Consider the following 16812-nt stretch of genomic DNA (forward strand, 5'->3'; position numbering starts at 1 on the left):
CCAGCGCTTTTACGATTCCCCAATCCCGATTCCCGATTCCCGGCCGCCGAGGCGGCCACTCACCCGCCGAGAATCAGCACCGGCGAGCGGAAACCGCTGAGGTGATGGGTGCCGGTGGCGATGTCGCTGCGGTAGCGGCCGGGGATCTCGATCTGGCAGCGTTTGCCGATGCGCACGCCGGGGCCGATGTCGACCTGTCGGCCGAGCGTGGCCTGGGCGCCGATCTGCGCTTCGGCAGCGAGCGTCACGCCGGCCTCGATCCATGCCGAGGCGCCGACCTTGACCGCCGATTCCAGCACCGCCGCCGCGCCGATCCAGGCGTTGAAGCCGATGTCGCAGTGCGTATCGACGATGGCGCCGGCGCCGATCGCGCAGTTTTCGCCGACGCGTGCGCTGGCCGCCACCTGCGCGCCGCGGCAGATCAACGGCGGCATCCTGAAACCGCGCGCCTTCAGTTCGCCCATCAGCTCCTGGCGGCGGAAGTTGAGGAACTGCGCGCCCCAGGCGACGAAGGCGGTGGCACCGGTGTCGGCCAGCGCGTGCAGGGCATCCAGGTCGAAGCGGTAGTCCTTGCCCTGCGCCACGTCCACCGGGTGCAGCACGCACTCCGGCGCCGCCTCGGCCCAGGCCGCCAGCGCCCAGCGCAGCAGCGCACCGCTGCCGACCACGTACTTGTCAGAGGACATGGCGGCCCTCCATGACATCCATGTACCAGCGTTCGATCTGCATGTTGGCGTGCTCGTAGTCGCCCAGCACCGCGCGCGGGGCGCCGGCGCGCAGTCCCGACTGCACCTGTTCCATGATCTCGATGTCCTCGCGCAGCACCTTCTCGGCGCCGTGCAGGTGCCCCAGCAACACTGCGTCGGAACCCGGATAGCGATGCTTCTTGCGCGCGGTGACGTAGTAGACCAGCAGGTCGGTGCGCTGCGCCGATACCGGCTGGTGGTGCTCGATGATGAAGGAATAGCCACCCGAGCCCGAGGCGATGTGCAGGTTCGGGTACAGCAGCCAGTTCAGATACCAGTCGTCGTTGCCGAAGCGTTCGACGTGCGCGTGCCAGGGATAGTGCGCCATCGCCACCAACGGCTCGTTGAGCCCGCCGCTGCTGAAATCGCGCAGGCGCGCCAGATGCGCCTCGCGCGAGGCGCTGCCCTCGGCATGGTAGCGGCGCGCCTCGGCGACGCCGGCATCGTCCATCTGCACCTGGAACTTCACCTGCTGCGCCAGCGTGCGCGCATGCACGAAGCGCGGGTGCAGCGCGTCGCGCAGGTTCTCGTAGGCCAGCTTCCAGTTGAAGTCGGCCTCGAAGGTCGCCACCAGCACTTCGTCGTCGAACTGTTCGGAAGCGGCGCGCAGCATCTCCAGCGCCTCCAGCGAGAACTGCGCCTCCAGCGGCATCGGCGCGGGCGACAGGTTCACGAACACCAGCTTGCCGATGCAGGCCACCGCGAAGCGGCGCAGCCGCAGGCAGGCGCGCGCCTCTGGAGCGAGGCGATAGGCATCGTCCTGGAACGGGATGTTGTCCACGCCGCCGTCGGCGCCGTAGCGCCAGCCGTGGTAGCTGCAGACCAGCGGGCGCACGCCCTGCGGTTGCTGTTGCAGCGGGTTCTGCCGGTGCAGGCACAGGTTGTCGAAGGCGCGCAGTTCGCCGTCGATGTGCTGCACCACCACGTCCACGCCGCAGATCGAGCGGCGCACGAAGGCGTTGGGCTTGTCCAGCAGCATGCGCGGCGCCACGAACTGCCACAGCGGCTTCATCAGGAGCTCGCGTTCGCGCGCAAACCAGGCCTCGTCGATGTAGGCCTCGGCCGGCATCAGCGAATGCATGGACGCGCCTCGGCGGTGCGGCAGGGCGTGCCGTGGCGGTGTTCGGCGCTGTGTGCGTGCATGGCGACATCCCCAGTGACGTTGCGGAAGATAGCACCTCGCTGCGCACCGACGATGGCGTGGCCGGTCCTGTGCCGGGGTGGGGCACTGGCCCGGTAGAATACGGCTCCCCTCTTCGCGCAGGCGCCGCCGCCATGGTCACTCTGGGAACCCCGCTGTCCGCTTCCGCCACCCGCGTGCTGCTGCTCGGCTCCGGCGAACTCGGTAAGGAAGTGGCGATCGAGCTGCAGCGCTTCGGCGTGGAGGTGATCGCGGTGGACCGCTATGCCGACGCCCCGGCGATGCAGGTCGCGCATCGCAGCCACGTGGTCGACATGCTCGATGCGATGGCGCTGCGCGAGCTGATCGCGCGCGAGCAGCCGCACCTGATCGTGCCGGAGATCGAGGCGATTCACACCGAGACCCTGGTGGCGCTGGAGCGCGACCTCGGCCAGCGGGTGATCCCCACCGCGCGTGCGGCGCGGCTGACCATGGACCGCGAAGGCATCCGCCGCCTGGCCGCCGAAACCCTGGGCCTGCCGACCTCGCCGTACCGCTTCGTGGACACGCCAGAGCAGTACCGTGAGGCGATCGCCGCGGTCGGGCTGCCGTGCGTGGTCAAGCCGGTGATGTCGTCCTCCGGTAAGGGCCAGAGCACGCTGCGCAGCGCCGCCGACATCGATGCGGCGTGGGAGTACGCGCAGACCGGCGGCCGCGCCGGCGCCGGCCGCTGCATCGTCGAGGGCTTCATCGACTTCGACTACGAGATCACCCTGCTGACCGTGCGCCACGCCGGCGGCACCGCGTTCTGCGATCCGATCGGGCACTGGCAGAAGGACGGCGACTACCGTGAGAGCTGGCAGCCGCAGCCGATGTCGGCGCTGGCCCTGCAGCGCGCTCAGGACATCGCCCGTGCGGTCACCGACGATCTCGGTGGCTGGGGCCTGTTCGGCGTGGAGCTGTTCGTCAAGGGCGACGAAGTCTGGTTCAGCGAAGTGTCGCCGCGGCCGCACGACACCGGCCTGGTCACCCTGGTGTCGCAGGAACTGAGCGAGTTCGCCCTGCATGCGCGTGCGATCCTCGGCCTGCCGATTCCGGCGATCCGCCAGAACGGCCCGTCGGCCTCGTGCGCGCTGCTGGCGCACGGCGAAGGCGTGCCGCGCTTCGGCAACGTCGACGCCGCCCTGCAGGCGCCGGACACCGCCCTGCGTCTGTTCGGCAAGCCCAGCGTGCACGGCCACCGCCGCGTCGGCGTGACCCTGGCCCGTGGCGCCGACATCGAGCAGGCACGCCAAACCGCCCGCGACGCCGCCGCGGCCCTCACCATCAACCTGGACGCCTAGAAGGTCGGGCATCGGGAACGCGGATCCAAGCGCGGACCCGCTTCCCCATTCCCCATTCCCGTTTCCCCATTCCCAGCCCCTCAAGCCGGCGGCGCAAACCGTGCCGCCGCCAGGCGAATGCTCCACACCAGTTCGACCATCGCCAGGTTGTTGAGCAGCGCCTCGCCGCCCAGCACCAGCCAGTAGCCGGCGCCGTCGACCCAGAACGGCACGAACGACCAGTCCGGCAGCAGCAGTTGCGGCTCGCTGTAGAACGCCACGTAGCGGTGCGCACCGTGCCAGCCGCGCGCGCTCTGACGCTGAGCGAAGCCGGAGAAGTCGGCCGCGGCCACGCTCAGCGTGTCGGCCTGTTCCTGGTCCAGGCCGGCATGGCCCAGGCAGAAGCCACTGTCGGAGGCCAGCACCGCGCGGCGTTCGGCCGACAGCGGGGCGATCACGTGCTGGGCGAAATCGTCCAGGCGGATTTCCGGGCCCGGCACTGCGCGCCGCAGCAACTGCACCCATTGCTGTTCGCGCGCCTCCTGCAGCAGCCGCTGTGCGTCGCCGCCCACGCGCTGGCGCCACTCCTGCAGCGACAGCGCGCCGTGCGCGCCGAGCAGCAGTTGCAGCGCGCGCTGCAGGCGGTCGGGCGTGGCGCTGGCGAAGCCGTGCAGCACGCCGTGCGGGGTCGGCATCAGCCAGGTCGGTTCGGAGCCGGTCGGGTCGGGGGCGGTCATCGCGGCGCACTCGCGCTGGAAAAGGACAGGGCGTCGACGTTGCGGCCACCCAGCGGCTCGCGCTGCTGCAGCCAGCGCGCGGTGCTGTCCCAGCGGTCGCCCAGGGCCAGCGCATGGCGGCGCAGTTCGCGCGTGGCGAGCATGAAGGCGAGCTTGTCCTGGCAACTGATGCAGTAGTCCAGGAACTCGCGCTCGCAGCGCGCCGCGGCGATCGGTGCGCCGTCGCACAGCGCGTCCACCACCTCGCGCACCATGCGCCGCGAATGGTCCGGGCTGGCCCGGCGCACCCGCGCCGGCACGTCGGCGGACGGCCGCGCCAGCACGCTCCAGCGCGTGGCCAGGGCGTTGATCGGCAGCAGCGCGTGGCCCTGGCTGTGGCGCTGGAAGGTCTCGGCCACGTGCGGCGCCAGATGCGCCGCGGCCATCTGCAGCGCCAGCTGGCGCAAGGCGACGTCGTGCCGCGGCAAGGCCACGAACAGGTCGGCCAGCACGCCCTGGGTCGGTTCGTTGTCGTGCAACTGCAGTGCGGCGTGCAGCCGCGCCAGGTGCGCGGCGGCGTCGCGCGGGTCGCGCAGCAGGGCACGGGCATGGGTGCGCATCACCAGGCGTGCGGGATCGCGAGCGGGAAGCGTGGGCATGGGCGCCTCAGTCCAGCAAGGTGTCGATCAGGTCGATCATGAATTCGGCGTCCTCCGTGGCCATCGCCTCGAAGCCGCGTTCCAGGCCCAGCGCGTCGAGCACCGCCTGGTCGTCGCGATGCGCGGCATCGCCCAGCGCCAGCAGGGCGTCGCGCAGCGCCGGCAGTTGCGGGCCCAGGCGCGGATGCGCCAGCAGCACGTGGCCGATGTCGCACAGCGCGCTTTCCACCAGCGGACGCAATCGCGCGCGGGTCAGGCGCGACAGACCGTGGTAGGCGGTGGCCAGGAACAGGCCGGCATCGGCTTCGCCTTCCAGCAGCAGCCGCGCTACCGCGGCGTAGCTGCTGGCCGGGCGCCAGGCGATGCGTTCCGGCTCCAGGTCGGCCGGTTCCAGCAGGCGCAGGCCGATCAGGCGTACGTCGTGGTTGGCGGTCAGGGCGATGCGGCAGCCGTAGGGCAAGTCTTCCACGCAGCGCGCCGGCGCCTCGGCCGCGGTCGCGATCACCACCTCGTCGGCGTGCCCGCGCGGCCTGACCAGCGGCAGGTAGCCGCGGTCGCGGATCAACGCGCTGGCGTCGAACGGGCTGGCGTACACCAGGTCGACGACGCTGTCGTCCAGCAATTGCCGCTGTTCGGCGGCATCGGCCGGCATCAGCAGGCGCAGGCCGAGGCCGGCGCGGCGCTGCAGCACCGTGCTGAGCAGGTACCAGCCGCCGAAGTACTCGGGCGCGAAGTCCGGCGCGACCAGGAACGTGCAGCTCATGCCAGCGGCTCCGCGCGTTCGTCCTGCAGCCATTGCGCGTACAGCGGCTGCAGCGCGTCGATGCGCCGCCGCGACGGCTTGCGCCGCACCGAGGTGAAGCCGACCACGCGGCCGTCGCGGACGTTCGGCAACGCGGTGGCGTAGACCCAGTAGCAGGCGCCGTCGCGGCGCAGGTTCTTGACGTAGCCGTGCCACTTCTCGCCGGCCAGCACGGTGTCCCAGAGTTCGCGGAATGCGCGCCGCGGCATCTCCGGGTGGCGCAGGATGCAGTGCGGCGCGCCGATCAGCAGTTCGCGCGGCCAGCCGCTGAGTTCGACGAAGGCGTCGTTGGCGTGGGTGATGATGCCGTCCAGGTCGGTGCGCGAGACGATCAGGCGCCCGTCCGGATAGGCCACCTCGCGTTCGCTCCAGTACACCGTGCGGCGGCTGCCGTCGTGGTAGCGCAGCTCGGCGCTGCGGTGCGGCTCGTGCGGCGCTTGCATCGGCGGCAGCGGCATGGCGGCGCCCCTACAGGATCTGTTGCAGCGCCTGCGCGGCGCGCTTGATGTCCAGGAACACCAGGCCGAGCTTGGCGCTGGGCTTGGCCAGCACGGTGAGCACCGCCTCGCGGCCGGCCGCACTCATGATCACGTAGCCGAGTTCGCCCTGGATCAGCACCCGCTCCAGCGCGCCGCGCGCCAGTTCGCGCGCGCTGCGCTCGCCCAGCGCGAGCAGCGCCGCGGACATCGCGCCGACGCGGTCCTCGTCCATGCCCTGCGGCATCGCCGAGGCGATCATCAGCCCGTCCAGGGAGATCAGCGCCGAGGCCTCGATATCGGCAGTGGCGCCGTTGAGGCCTTCCAGCGCCTGTTGCAACTGTTGCGTTCGCATGCTCGCCATCCGCTTGCGCATCCCGACCGGGTGCGGGAGGCATTGGACCGCGTCGGCGCAGTCTTGCCCTTGATCTGGATCAAGGCCGATGGCGACGCCCGGCGCAGGCGCTGCGCACGAGGGGCGATCCGATGGGCGGCACCGCTGCCGCGAACGCGTCAGGCCCTGCTCACACCGGCGCCGCCTCGCGGCCGGCGGTCAACGCGGCCGCGCGGGTGCAGGCCGCTCGCCAGGCGCCTGGCGCGCCGGCCAGGCAAGCAAAAGGCGGCCGCCAGGCCGCCTGTGGGGTGCTGCTAGGCGGCGCCATGCTGCGCGCCGCCCCCGGTTCGTCTGCGCTTACCGCCCCGCGGCGACGTCGACCCAGACCAGGTGGTGGTCGCTGCCGTCGGCGATGGCGGCGGAGGCGTCATTGGAGGCCGGCCAGAACACGCCGCTGTCCAGGTAGCGGAAGTTGCGCGACGGCAACACGTAGTCCAGGCGCATGGTGCCGGCCTTGGGGCCGAAATCGCCGGTGACCTGCTGCGGTGGGCCGCGATGGTCGATGCCGGTGGCCGCGTAGGCGCGCGTGGTCTCCTCGCCGCCAGCGCTGTGCGGGGTGGGGTATTGCAGGACGCGCGGATGCGTCACCAGCGCGCGGATCGCGTCGTGGTGGCCGTCGCCGTCGATCACGTCGTTGTTGAGGTCGCCGAGCATCACGAACGGCGCATCGGCGGCCAGTCCGCCGCAGCGGCCGGCGTCGTCGCACAGCCAGCGCGCCTTGCCGCTGCCGGCATCGTCCAGGTACTCGCGCCACAGCCGCAGTTCGTCGTGGTTGCGTGCGGCGTTGCGCTTCTCCGCGCCGTCGAACACCGGCGGGGTCGGGTGCGACACCAGCGCATGCAGCACGCCCAGCGGGGTACGCACCGGCACGTCCCAGTGCGACTTGGACGACAGCCGCAACTGCGCCCACACCGCGTCGCTGTGGAAGAAGCGGCCGGTCGCGGGATCGACCGGGCGCAGCGCGTCGGGCATCGCGCTCCATTTCAGCAGGCGGAAGCTGCGCACCGCCGCGGTGTCGATCGGGTACTTCGACAGCAGCAGCATGCCGTACTGGCCGGGATGCAGGCCGTAGCCCCAGGCGTCGTTGCCGCGCGCGCGGCCTTCGCCGCCGACATGGCCGTCGTTGTCCAGGTCCAGGCCGCTGGGCACGCCGGTGTTGACGGGGGCCAGGTAGCGGTAGGGATAGCGCAGCGCAGCGCCGCCGTGCGGTTGCGGCACCGCGAGGTAGCGCTGCTCGAACAGGTCGGCGGCGCGGTGCGCCTCGTCGTAGTCGAACTCGTTGAGCAGCACGATGTCCGGGCGCACCTGCTGCAGCACCGCGGCGATCTTGCGCGCCTGCGCGCTGTCGCCCTGCAGGGCGGCGATCAGCGCGCCGGGGTCGTCGGCATTGAGCGAGGTGTTGTAGGTGGCCAGGCGCAGCGTCCTGGCGGCGGGCGCGGCGGCATCGGTCATCGGGGAGGACGTGGGAGCGGTGTGCGCGCAGGCGCCGCACAGCAGGGTCAGGGCGAGCAGGAGGAGGCGTGATGTCATACGCCGATTTTCGCATGCGCGGCATGTCGGCACGATGGCGCCGCGACGTGCGGCGGCATCGGCTGGGCAGCGCGGTAGCGGTTGCCGTCGGCTAGCCGCCGAGCTGGCGCAGATAGTCGTCGAAATCGCGCCAGTGGCGGCCGTCGTAGGCCTGCAGCGGCCGGAAGCGGCGTTTGTAGTCCATCTTCTGGTGGCCGCGGATCCAGTAGCCCAGATACAGGTGGCGCAGGCCCTCGCGTCGCGCCCAGGCGATCTGCTGCAGGATCGCCAGGGTGCCCAGGCCGCGCGCGCCGGCGTCCGGGTCGTAGAAGGTGTAGACCGCCGACAGCGCCTGCGCGGCGATATCGGTGACCGCTACCGCCAGCAGCGGCCCGCGCCGTCCGTCCGGCAGGCGTTGCCGCAGCTCCAGGAAGCGCCCATGCGACCAGCGGCCGATCAGGAACTGGTCGAACTCGTGCGCGCCGTGATCGTCCATGCCGCCGCCGGGATGGCGATGGCGCAGGTAGCGCTGGTACAGCGCCAGCTGTTCCTCGCTGCGCTCGGCGGCGACGATGCGCACCTCGACATCGGCATTGCGCGCCAGGCAGCGGCGCTGGCTGCGATCGGGCACGAACTCCTCGATCGGGATGCGCACCGCCACGCAAGCGCGGCAGTGGTCGCAGTGCGGGCGATAGACCAGATCGCCGGAGCGGCGGAAGCCCCAGCTCAGCGCCAGCGGATACAGCGCGCCCAGGCGTGGATCGTGCGGGTCCAGCACCAGGTCGCGGGCCTGCCGCTCGGGCCAGTAGCCGCACGCGTGCTGGCCGGTCTGGAACAGCCGCAGGTCGTCGCTGGCGTCGGAATGGATGGCCATGCGCCGAGCATAGCGCTTCGCCATCGCAGGGGCCGCGACTGTCCGGTCCATGAACACGCCCGGCGGCGGGTCAACCGCGGCGGCGGCGGGGCGTTGTCTGCAGGGAAGGCGCCACGGCGCCGGCCCGATGCAGGGGCCGCCCGCGGCGCCGGACGCCTGCCGTCCTGGCAGGTTCCCATCATCCTCAGGGAGTGACCCATGAAGTCTCGCAACCCGCTGCTCGCCCTGGCCGTGCTGGCCGTGCTGTCCGGTACCGCCTACGCCGTTCCCCCGCCGCCGGCCGATCCCGCCGCGCCCGCCGATGCCGGCGGCATCGCCGCGCTCGACAAGAACGGCGACGGTGTCATCGACCGCAGCGAGGCCGCCGCCGATCCGCGCCTGGCCCAGCATTTCGACGCCATGGACAAGAACCACGACGGCAAGCTCAGCCGCGACGAGTGGCCGCGCCACGGCCGTCACGGCGGCCCGGGCGACCACGGCGTGCCCGGCGCGATGATGGCCAAGCTGGACACCAACAAGGACGGCCGCATCAGCCGCGCCGAAGCGCAGGCCGATCCCAAGCTCGCCGCGCGCTTCGACAAGATGGACGTGAACAAGGACGGCTACATCGACCGTGCCGACTTCGAACTGCGCGCCAAGCAGCATCGCGATGCCTGGTTCACCGCGGCCGACACCAACAAGGACGGCATGCTCAGCCGCGCCGAGTTCGATGCGGCGCAGGCCAAGCGCTGGGCGCATCGCCCGGGCGGGCAACGCGGCAGCGATGCGCCGGCACCGATGCCGGCGCCGGACAGCAACTGAGCCATCCGCCGCGGCGGTGGCCGCGGCGTCACTGCACCAAGGCGCCGATCGACAGCGCCCTTGCGCCCCGCGCGCAGGGGCGTTCTTGTTTTTCCATCTGCCGAAACCTGCCGTCGCGTGCAGTGCGGCGCAGGTGCAGCGCGGGACGCGCGTGGTCGCGCGGGGCGCGTCGACAGCGTCGCGGCCGGTTGCGGTGGCGGTCTCCGCTACGGCGGACACCGCGCGCAGGATGCGATCGCCGTGCCGACCGGATTGCCGTCGCAGCGTTGGCGCCTCCGCCGTCGCGCAAGGACGATCACCGGCAGGGCGTCATCGCCAGAGGCGACGTCCACCGCATGCGTGGACCTGCGTTCGGCGCGGCTCAGTTGCCGCGGGGTGCCGGCTGCACGCGCACGCGCACTTCGTCGCTGCCGGTGTCCTGCGTCGGGGGCGTGGCCGGTTGCGTCGCGGGTGCCTGTGCCGGTGCGGTGGTCGGCGCGCGGTTGTCGCGATGGCGCAGCGCCGTGATCAGCGCCACCGCACCGATCGCCAGCAGCAGGGCGATGCGGATGCGCCAGGCCCAGCGCTTGCCGCCGTCCGCTTCCACCTGCGAGCGGAACGCGTTCAAGTAGGGCGCACGGCCCTGTTCCGGATCGCGGCGGGTGCTGTCGAGCAGGCCGGCGTCGCGCAGCAGCTCGCGTGCGCGCGGCTGGTCGTCGGCGTGCACCACCCACACCGTGGGCTGGGCCTGCGCCGCGACCGGGTCGAGATAGCTGAACTGGCCGCTGCGCCGGGTCCGGTAGGAGCGGCCGTTGCTCAGGCGCACGTCGATGCCGGCATCGCGCAGCAGGGCGGCGACGCCTTCGGCGGTTTCCACGCGTTGGCTGCTGAAGATCTGACGCATGTTCGTGTCCTCAGCGTTTTGCCGGAACCTGCGCCGCGGCATCGGCGTCGGGCACCACCCGGATCAGGCCTTCCTGCGCGGTGCTCGCCACCAGGGTGCCGTCGCGGGTGAAGAACTGCCCGCGCGCCAGGCCGCGCGCGCCCTGCGCACTGGGGCTGTCCAGCGAGTACAGCAGCCAGTCGTCGGCGCGGAACGGGCGGTGGAACCATAGCGCGTGGTCGAGCGAGGCCATCTGCACGTTCGGCGTGTAGTAACTGATGCCGTGCGGGAAGGTGGCGGTGCCGAGCAGGTGGAAGTCCGAGGCGTAGGCGAGCAGCGCCTGGTGCAGTTCCGGCGCATCGCCGACCGGCTCGCTCAGGCGCAGCCACATCTGCTGGAACGGCGGACGCTTGGGCGGATTCAGTTCGTCGCGCGGATACACGTGGCGGAACTCGAACGGGCCGCCGCGCGAGAGCCAGCGCTGCACCTTGGTCGGCAGCGTCGCCAGCACTTCCGGGCGCGCCGCCGGAGTCGGCTCGATGTCTTCCGGCTGCGGCACTTCCGGCATCTTCAGCTGATGGGTGGCGCCGTCCTCCTGTTCCTGGAACGAGGCCGCGCAGAAGAAGATCACCTTGCCGTGCTGGATCGCGGTGACCCGGCGCACCGAGAAGCTGCCGCCGTCGCGGGTGCGGTCCACGTCGTAGACGATGGGGTGCTCGATGTCGCCGGCGCGCAGGAAGTAGGCGTGCAGCGAATGCACGCGGCGCGCGTTCTCGACCGTGGCCTGCGCCGCCGACAGCGCCTGGCCCAGCACCTGGCCGCCGAACACGTACTTGGTGCCGATGTCGCGGCTCTGGCCGCGGAACAGGTTGTCCTCCAGCCGCTCCAGCGACAGCAGCTCGATCAGTTCGGAGACGACGGGGGCGGGCTTGGCGGACAAGAGGCGGGGCCTGGCGACGGACGTGCGCCGATTATACCGGGCCGTCCGCGCCCGCCCGCGTGCCCGCTCCGCTCAGCCCTTGCCCAGACGCGCCACCAGCGCGCGCAGTGCGGCCTGGGTGTCCGGCGCCTGCCAGTCGTCGATCAGTCGCTCCAGCCCGATGTGCTCGTCGGCCAGCGCCGCGCGCAGGTCGGCGCGGGCGATGGCACGGGTCTGCAGCATCGGCTGCCGCGGGCGCTTGAGCAGGTCCAGCAGCCAGGCCAGCGCGCGCGCCACCACCAGGTCGGCGTCGACCAGTTCGTCGACCAGGCCGATCTCCAGCGCGCGTTCGGCGCTGACCAGGTCGCCGCCGACCAGCAGGCGCTCGGCGCGGTGCGCGCCGACCACGCGCCGCAGCAGGCGCTGGATGCCTTCCGGGGCGACCAGGCCGACCTGGGTCTCGTTCAGGCCGATGTGCAGCGGATGCGCCGCATCGGGGCTGCGCGCCATCACCCGGTAGTCGCAGCACAGCGCCAGCACGCAACCGCCGGCCGGGGCGTGGCCGGTCAGCGCCGCGACCACCGGGATCGGGCTGGCGGCCAAGGCGCGCGCCGCACCGAAGAACTGCTGCCAGCTGCCCAGCAGCTTGGCGCGGTCGTCGCCGTGGCCGAGCAGGTGCGGCACGTCCATGCCGGCGGAGAACAGGCGTTCGTTGCCCGACAGCACGATGCCGTGCGCGCCATCGGCGTTGGCCTGCTCGATCGCCTGGATCAGGTGCCGGCACAGGTCGGTGTCCAGCGCATTGACCGGCGGCCGCGCCAGGCGCAGTTCGCGGAGGGGGCCATGGTTGATCACGTCGATGAGCGTCGTCATGCTGCGGTCTGCTTTCGAAGAAGGAACCTCGGCGATGATAACCAAACCATTCGCTGGCGTATTGTTCGTGCTGTGTGCGGTTGCCGCCACTGCATCGGCTGCGGAACCGGCGTGCGTCACTCTGGAGCAGGGCTGGGCGCGCTTGCCGCCGAATCCGGCGATGCCGATGACCGCCGGCTACGGCGTGCTCCACAACGGCTGCGGCAAGCCGGTCACGGTCACCGGCGCCAGCAGCCCCAGCTTCGGCGATGTGTCGTTGCACGAAACCACGCTGGTGGCCGGCGTCAGCCGGATGCGCGCGGTCGAGCGCGTGCCGCTGGCGCCTGGCGCCCGCGTGGAACTCAAGCCCGGCGGCATGCACCTGATGCTGATGCAGGGCAAGGGCGCGCTGACCGAAGGCCAGGCCGTGCCGCTGCAGTTGCAACTGGAAGGCGGCGGCAAGGTCGATGCGACGCTGACCGTGCGCAAGCAGGCGATGTAAGGGAGCCTCCTCGGGAAAAGGCGCCTCCCCTCGTCGTAGGAGCGGTTCTCGTCCCCTTTTGTGGGATCAGCCGCGACGGGCGAAGCCCAGCGTCGGCTGACACCATCCGTCGTCGGGACTGAAGTCCCTCCCACAAGGAGCGCACGCCGCTCCTGCGTGAGCAGGTCACTGCAAAGGGGCGGTGCGCCGGCTCGGGTCCGGCGCAAGCGCAGGCCTCAGCTCGTCGCCTTGCGTACGGCGTCCGGCAGCGGCGCGCTCTTGCCGGTCTGGGTGTCCATCCACACCACCACCACGTGGCCGTCGGAGTACAGCCGGCTTTCGTCCTGCTGGTCGACGATGCGGTGGCCGATGGTCACGCTGCTGGTGCCCAGGCGCTCGACGAGCAGTTCGACCAGGATGTCGTTGGGCCACACGATCGGTGCGCGATAGTTGACGTTGGTCGCGGCCACCACCGGGGCGATGCGATCGCTCATCGAGACGCCTTCCACGCCCAGCATCCAGCGCACGCGCGCCTCTTCCAGGTAGGAGATGTACTTGGCGTTGTTGACGTGGCCCATGCTGTCCATGTCGCGCCAGCGCACGCTGATCGGGATGCGCGCCAGGATCTTGTGTTCGCTGCTCATCAAACGTCCTTCTTCTTCTTGGTGCCGGTGCTGGTGGTGCTCTTGCTGGCCTTGCCGCTCTTGGCGGCCACCGCCTGCTTCTTCGCCGGCTTTTCCGGCTTGACCTTGCGCGGCGGGCGCGCGTCGGGCTTGTTGGCCATCGCCGCCGGCTGCTCCGGGCGCGCGCTGGTGGAGGGCAGCATCCGCGCCAGGAACTGGCCGGTGTACGACTGCGGGCAGGCCGCCACGTCCTCCGGCGTGCCGGTGACCAGGATGGTGCCGCCGCGGTGGCCGCCTTCCGGGCCGAGGTCGACGATCCAGTCCGCGGTCTTGATCACGTCCAGGTTGTGCTCGATCACCACCACGGTGTTGCCCTCGTCGCGCAGCTTGTGCAGCACGCCCAGCAGCGCCTCGATGTCGTGGAAGTGCAGGCCGGTGGTCGGCTCGTCGAGGATGTACAGGGTGCGGCCGGTATCGCGCCGCGACAGTTCCTTGGACAGCTTCACCCGCTGCGCCTCGCCGCCGGACAGGGTGGTCGCGCTCTGGCCCAGCTTGATGTAGCTCAGGCCCACGTCGACCAAAGTCTCCAGCTTGCGCGCGATCGACGGCACCGGCTCGAACAGCTTCAGCGCATCCTCGACGGTCATTTCCAGCACGTCGTTGATGTTGAAGCCCTTGTACAGGATCTCCAGCGTCTCGCGGTTGTAGCGCTTGCCGTGGCAGACGTCGCAGGGCACGTACACGTCCGGCAGGAAGTGCATCTCCACCTTGATCAGGCCGTCGCCCTGGCAGGCCTCGCAGCGGCCGCCGCGCACGTTGAAGCTGAAGCGGCCCGGCGAGTAGCCGCGCGAGCGCGCTTCCGGCACCTGCGCGAACAGTTCGCGCAGCGGCGTGAACAGGCCGGTGTAGGTGGCCGGATTGGAGCGCGGGGTGCGCCCGATCGGCGACTGGTCGATGTCCACGACCTTGTCGAACAGGTCCAGGTGCTCGATCTCGCGGTACGGCGCCACGCTGTGCGAGGCGCCGTTGATCTCGTTCGCCGCCAGGGTGAACAAGGTGTCGTTGATCAGCGTCGACTTGCCCGAGCCGGACACGCCGGTGATGCAGGTCAGCAGGCCGGCCGGGATGTCCAGGTCGACGTTCTTGAGGTTGTTGCCGGTGGCCCCACGCAGGTGCAGGGTCATCTTCGGATTGGCCTTGTGGCGCTTGGCCGGGATCTCGATGCGGCGCTTGCCGGACAGGTATTGCCCGGTCAGCGAGCGCGGCGCCTTGAGCAGGTCCTGCACGCTGCCGTGGCCGACCACCTCGCCGCCGTGCACGCCGGCGCCGGGGCCGATGTCCAGCACGTAATCGGCCAGGCGGATCGCGTCCTCGTCGTGCTCGACCACGATCACCGTGTTGCCGAGGTCGCGCAGGCGGGTAAGGGTGCCGAGCAGGCGTTCGTTGTCGCGCTGGTGCAGGCCGATCGAGGGTTCGTCGAGCACGTACATCACGCCGACCAGGCCGGCGCCGATCTGGCTGGCCAGGCGGATGCGCTGCGCCTCGCCGCCGGACAGGGTGTCGGCCTTGCGCTCGAGGGTCAGGTAATCCAGGCCGACGTCGACCAGGAAGCCCAGCCGTTCGGCGATCTCCTTGACGATCTTGCTGGCGATCTCGCCGCGCCAGCCGGGCAGGTCGAGCTGGCGGAAGAAGCTCAGTGCATCGTCGATCGGCAGCACCACCAGGTCCGGCAGCGGACGGTCGGCGACGAACACGTTGCGCGCGGCCTTGTTCAGGCGCGCGCCCTTGCAGTCCGGGCACGGCCGTTCGCTGATGTACTTGGCCAGTTCCTCGCGCACCGCCGGCGATTCGGTCTCGCGGTAGCGGCGCTCCAGGTTGGGGATGATGCCTTCGAAGCGATGCTTGCGCTGGGTGCGGCCGCCGGCATCGGTGAAGTAGGTGAAGGTGATGGTCTCGTCGCCGCTGCCGTACAGCACCGCCTGGCGCACGCTCGCCGGCAGCGACTGCCAGGGCGCGTCGACGTCGAACTTGTAGTGCTTGGCCAGCGAGGCGATCAGCTGGAAGTAGTACGCGTTGCGCCGGTCCCAGCCGCGCACCGCGCCGGCCGACAGCGACAGTTCCGGATGCACCACCACCCGCTCGGGATCGAAGAACTCGGCCACGCCCAGGCCGTCGCAGCTCGGGCAGGCGCCCATCGGCGCGTTGAACGAGAACAGGCGCGGTTCCAGCTCCGGCAGCGAGTAGTCGCAGACCGGGCAGCTGTACTTGGAGGAGAACAGGTGCGGCGCGGCCGCGGTGTCGTCCAGCGACTGCACCGCCACCATGCCGTCGGCCAGCTTCAGCGCGGTCTCGAAGCTCTCGGCCAGGCGCTGCTTGATGTCCTCGCGCGGGCGGAAGCGGTCGATCACCGCCTCGATGGTGTGCTTCTGGCGCAGCGCCAGCGCCGGCACCGCGTCGATCTCGTACAGCTCGCCGTCCACGCGCACGCGCACGAAGCCCTGCGCGCGCAGTTGTTCGAACACCTGCGCATGCTCGCCCTTGCGCTCGCGGATCACCGGCGCCAGCAGCATGTAGCGCTGCTCCGGGTTCAGGGTCAGCACCTGGTCGACCATCTGGCTGACCGTCTGCGCCTCCAGCGGATAGCCGTGGTCGGGGCAGCGCGGCTGGCCGACGCGTGCGTACAGCAGGCGCAGGTAGTCGTAGATCTCGGTGATGGTGCCGACGGTGGAGCGCGGGTTGTGCGAGGTCGACTTCTGCTCGATCGCGATCGCCGGCGACAGGCCTTCGATGTGATCGATGTCGGGCTTCTCCATCACGCTGAGGAACTGCCGCGCGTACGCCGACAGCGACTCCACGTAGCGGCGCTGGCCCTCGGCGTAGATGGTGTCGAACGCCAGCGAGGACTTGCCGGACCCGGACAGGCCGGTGATCACGATCAGCTTGTCGCGCGGCAGGTCGAGGTCGAGGTTCTTGAGGTTGTGCGTCCGCGCGCCGCGGATGCGGATGTAATCCATCGCCATGAAGAGATTCCGGAATGTGCCGGCCGTGGCGGTGCCGCTGGCCAGTGTGGGGGCGGAAAGGGGACGGCAATCGATCAGCGTACCCAGCTTGTCAGGTGGGGGCAATTGCCGCAGATCCCAGCGCCGCCGGGCGCCGGCGGCTGGCTGGTTCAGGCAGCCGCGCCGGCCCGCGGGGCTTGACAGTCCGGCCCTGGGTGGGCTTGACCCTGCCGCGCGCGGCGGCTTACAATCCCGCTCCTGTCTGCCCGAAACGGCACGGCAGGAACGACCACAATAACTACAGAGGAAGTCTGGTCATGTACGCAGTACTGGTCACCGGCGGTAAGCAATACCGCGTCGCGCAGGGCGAAACGCTCCGCGTGGAAAAGCTCGAAGCAGAAGACGGCAACGAGATCACGTTCGACAACATCCTGATGCTGGGCGACAGCGACGGCATCAAGATCGGCGACGCGCTGAAGGGCGCCGCCGTCACCGCCAAGGTCGTGGCCCATGGCCGCGCCGACAAGGTGCGCATCATCAAGTTCCGCCGCCGCAAGCACCACATGAAGCGTCAGGGTCATCGGCAGCACTACACCGAAATCGAGATCACCGGCATCGCCGGTGGCGACAAGAAGTAAGGAGCAGCAGTCATGGCAA

Annotated in this window: 18 protein-coding genes; 4 read left to right on the top strand and 14 right to left on the bottom strand. The window is 70.6% G+C overall.

Annotated features, from left to right (window positions below):
* Positions 1-59: 59 nt before the first annotated feature.
* Both CEK65_RS13685 and CEK65_RS13690 read right to left on the bottom strand, forming a co-directional pair.
* Positions 60-686 (bottom strand): DapH/DapD/GlmU-related protein, encoded by a 627-nt coding sequence (locus CEK65_RS13685; protein WP_152182086.1) that lies wholly within the window; start codon positions 684-686, stop codon positions 60-62.
* On the bottom strand, positions 676-1827 hold the full coding sequence (locus CEK65_RS13690) for a Rieske 2Fe-2S domain-containing protein (RefSeq protein WP_017916347.1): 1152 nt from the start codon (positions 1825-1827) through the stop codon (positions 676-678). The genes CEK65_RS13685 and CEK65_RS13690 overlap by 11 nt, the downstream gene beginning before the upstream one ends.
* A gap of 194 nt (positions 1828-2021) precedes the next feature.
* Between CEK65_RS13690 and purT the strand changes: the two genes are divergently transcribed.
* Positions 2022-3209 carry a formate-dependent phosphoribosylglycinamide formyltransferase gene (purT, locus tag CEK65_RS13695; RefSeq protein ID WP_152182087.1) on the top strand — a complete coding sequence of 396 codons (1188 nt, stop codon included), beginning with the start codon at positions 2022-2024 and terminating at the stop codon, positions 3207-3209.
* Between the two features lie 80 nt (positions 3210-3289).
* Here the strand turns inward: purT and CEK65_RS13700 are convergent, their stop codons facing one another.
* The 7 genes from CEK65_RS13700 to CEK65_RS13730 all read right to left on the bottom strand — a co-directional run bounded on the left by CEK65_RS13700 (position 3290) and on the right by CEK65_RS13730 (position 8675).
* Complete coding sequence (locus tag CEK65_RS13700) at positions 3290-3925, bottom strand: hypothetical protein (RefSeq protein WP_043092813.1); 636 nt, start codon at positions 3923-3925, stop codon at positions 3290-3292.
* Positions 3922-4563 carry a hypothetical protein gene (locus tag CEK65_RS13705; protein WP_223875685.1) on the bottom strand — a complete coding sequence of 214 codons (642 nt, stop codon included), beginning with the start codon at positions 4561-4563 and terminating at the stop codon, positions 3922-3924. The genes CEK65_RS13700 and CEK65_RS13705 overlap by 4 nt, the downstream gene beginning before the upstream one ends.
* A gap of 7 nt (positions 4564-4570) precedes the next feature.
* On the bottom strand, positions 4571-5326 hold the full coding sequence (locus tag CEK65_RS13710; protein ID WP_017912409.1) for a PhnD/SsuA/transferrin family substrate-binding protein: 756 nt from the start codon (positions 5324-5326) through the stop codon (positions 4571-4573).
* Positions 5323-5823: a PAS domain-containing protein gene (locus CEK65_RS13715; protein ID WP_017916351.1), complete on the bottom strand. Its 501-nt coding sequence runs from the start codon at positions 5821-5823 to the stop codon at positions 5323-5325. The genes CEK65_RS13710 and CEK65_RS13715 overlap by 4 nt, the downstream gene beginning before the upstream one ends.
* Before the next feature lie 10 nt (positions 5824-5833).
* Positions 5834-6217 carry a roadblock/LC7 domain-containing protein gene (locus tag CEK65_RS13720; protein ID WP_017909884.1) on the bottom strand — a complete coding sequence of 128 codons (384 nt, stop codon included), beginning with the start codon at positions 6215-6217 and terminating at the stop codon, positions 5834-5836.
* A 315-nt stretch (positions 6218-6532) separates the two neighbouring features.
* Complete coding sequence (locus tag CEK65_RS13725) at positions 6533-7765, bottom strand: endonuclease/exonuclease/phosphatase family protein (RefSeq protein WP_152182088.1); 1233 nt, start codon at positions 7763-7765, stop codon at positions 6533-6535.
* 91 nt (positions 7766-7856) lie between these two features.
* Complete coding sequence (locus CEK65_RS13730) at positions 7857-8675, bottom strand: arginyltransferase (protein ID WP_226980576.1); 819 nt, start codon at positions 8673-8675, stop codon at positions 7857-7859.
* A gap of 141 nt (positions 8676-8816) precedes the next feature.
* On the opposite strand from CEK65_RS13730, the gene CEK65_RS13735 reads away from it, so the two are divergent.
* On the top strand, positions 8817-9419 hold the full coding sequence (locus CEK65_RS13735; RefSeq protein WP_152182090.1) for an EF-hand domain-containing protein: 603 nt from the start codon (positions 8817-8819) through the stop codon (positions 9417-9419).
* Positions 9420-9780: 361 nt separating this feature from the next.
* Here CEK65_RS13735 and CEK65_RS13740 read toward each other — a convergent pair whose 3' ends face one another.
* The 3 genes from CEK65_RS13740 to CEK65_RS13750 all read right to left on the bottom strand — a co-directional run bounded on the left by CEK65_RS13740 (position 9781) and on the right by CEK65_RS13750 (position 12073).
* The gene (locus tag CEK65_RS13740; RefSeq protein WP_152182091.1) at positions 9781-10302 is read right to left on the bottom strand and encodes a DUF2007 domain-containing protein; all 522 of its coding nucleotides are present in this window, start codon (positions 10300-10302) and stop codon (positions 9781-9783) included.
* A gap of 10 nt (positions 10303-10312) precedes the next feature.
* Positions 10313-11221: an acyl-CoA thioesterase II gene (gene tesB / locus CEK65_RS13745; RefSeq protein WP_010341175.1), complete on the bottom strand. Its 909-nt coding sequence runs from the start codon at positions 11219-11221 to the stop codon at positions 10313-10315.
* Positions 11222-11293: 72 nt separating this feature from the next.
* Complete coding sequence (locus CEK65_RS13750; RefSeq protein ID WP_043092802.1) at positions 11294-12073, bottom strand: enoyl-CoA hydratase/isomerase family protein; 780 nt, start codon at positions 12071-12073, stop codon at positions 11294-11296.
* 34 nt (positions 12074-12107) lie between these two features.
* Here CEK65_RS13750 and CEK65_RS13755 point away from each other — a divergent pair, with 34 nt between their 5' ends.
* Positions 12108-12554 carry a copper chaperone PCu(A)C gene (locus CEK65_RS13755; RefSeq protein WP_152182092.1) on the top strand — a complete coding sequence of 149 codons (447 nt, stop codon included), beginning with the start codon at positions 12108-12110 and terminating at the stop codon, positions 12552-12554.
* 215 nt (positions 12555-12769) lie between these two features.
* On the opposite strand, the gene CEK65_RS13760 is transcribed toward CEK65_RS13755, so the two are convergent.
* Positions 12770-13177 carry a thioesterase family protein gene (locus CEK65_RS13760; RefSeq protein WP_152182093.1) on the bottom strand — a complete coding sequence of 136 codons (408 nt, stop codon included), beginning with the start codon at positions 13175-13177 and terminating at the stop codon, positions 12770-12772.
* Complete coding sequence (gene uvrA / locus CEK65_RS13765) at positions 13177-16176, bottom strand: excinuclease ABC subunit UvrA (RefSeq protein WP_152182094.1); 3000 nt, start codon at positions 16174-16176, stop codon at positions 13177-13179. The genes CEK65_RS13760 and uvrA overlap by 1 nt, the downstream gene beginning before the upstream one ends.
* 296 nt (positions 16177-16472) lie before the next feature.
* On the opposite strand from uvrA, the gene rplU reads away from it, so the two are divergent.
* Positions 16473-16793, top strand: coding sequence for a 50S ribosomal protein L21 (gene rplU, locus CEK65_RS13770; protein WP_152182095.1), 321 nt, complete (start codon positions 16473-16475; stop codon positions 16791-16793).
* Positions 16794-16812 lie beyond the last annotated feature (19 nt).

The sequence above is a fragment of the Xanthomonas sp. LMG 12459 genome, from assembly GCF_009192905.1.
Classification (GTDB): domain Bacteria; phylum Pseudomonadota; class Gammaproteobacteria; order Xanthomonadales; family Xanthomonadaceae; genus Xanthomonas_A; species Xanthomonas_A sontii.

Excerpts from the sequence above, each read along its gene's own strand:
- CEK65_RS13710 (WP_017912409.1), bottom strand. The coding sequence starts at position 5,326 with ATGAGCTGCACGTTCCTGGTCGCGCCGGACTTCGCGCCCGAGTACTTC.
- CEK65_RS13690 (WP_017916347.1), bottom strand. The coding sequence starts at position 1,827 with ATGCATTCGCTGATGCCGGCCGAGGCCTACATCGACGAGGCCTGGTTT.
- CEK65_RS13700 (WP_043092813.1), bottom strand. The coding sequence starts at position 3,925 with ATGACCGCCCCCGACCCGACCGGCTCCGAACCGACCTGGCTGATGCCG.
- CEK65_RS13705 (WP_223875685.1), bottom strand. The coding sequence starts at position 4,563 with ATGCCCACGCTTCCCGCTCGCGATCCCGCACGCCTGGTGATGCGCACC.
- CEK65_RS13740 (WP_152182091.1), bottom strand. The coding sequence starts at position 10,302 with ATGCGTCAGATCTTCAGCAGCCAACGCGTGGAAACCGCCGAAGGCGTC.
- CEK65_RS13715 (WP_017916351.1), bottom strand. The coding sequence starts at position 5,823 with ATGCCGCTGCCGCCGATGCAAGCGCCGCACGAGCCGCACCGCAGCGCC.
- purT (WP_152182087.1), top strand. The coding sequence starts at position 2,022 with ATGGTCACTCTGGGAACCCCGCTGTCCGCTTCCGCCACCCGCGTGCTG.
- uvrA (WP_152182094.1), bottom strand. The coding sequence starts at position 16,176 with ATGGCGATGGATTACATCCGCATCCGCGGCGCGCGGACGCACAACCTC.
- CEK65_RS13735 (WP_152182090.1), top strand. The coding sequence starts at position 8,817 with ATGAAGTCTCGCAACCCGCTGCTCGCCCTGGCCGTGCTGGCCGTGCTG.
- CEK65_RS13750 (WP_043092802.1), bottom strand. The coding sequence starts at position 12,073 with ATGACGACGCTCATCGACGTGATCAACCATGGCCCCCTCCGCGAACTG.
- CEK65_RS13760 (WP_152182093.1), bottom strand. The coding sequence starts at position 13,177 with ATGAGCAGCGAACACAAGATCCTGGCGCGCATCCCGATCAGCGTGCGC.
- CEK65_RS13755 (WP_152182092.1), top strand. The coding sequence starts at position 12,108 with ATGATAACCAAACCATTCGCTGGCGTATTGTTCGTGCTGTGTGCGGTT.
- CEK65_RS13685 (WP_152182086.1), bottom strand. The coding sequence starts at position 686 with ATGTCCTCTGACAAGTACGTGGTCGGCAGCGGTGCGCTGCTGCGCTGG.
- CEK65_RS13720 (WP_017909884.1), bottom strand. The coding sequence starts at position 6,217 with ATGCGCAAGCGGATGGCGAGCATGCGAACGCAACAGTTGCAACAGGCG.
- rplU (WP_152182095.1), top strand. The coding sequence starts at position 16,473 with ATGTACGCAGTACTGGTCACCGGCGGTAAGCAATACCGCGTCGCGCAG.
- CEK65_RS13725 (WP_152182088.1), bottom strand. The coding sequence starts at position 7,765 with ATGACATCACGCCTCCTCCTGCTCGCCCTGACCCTGCTGTGCGGCGCC.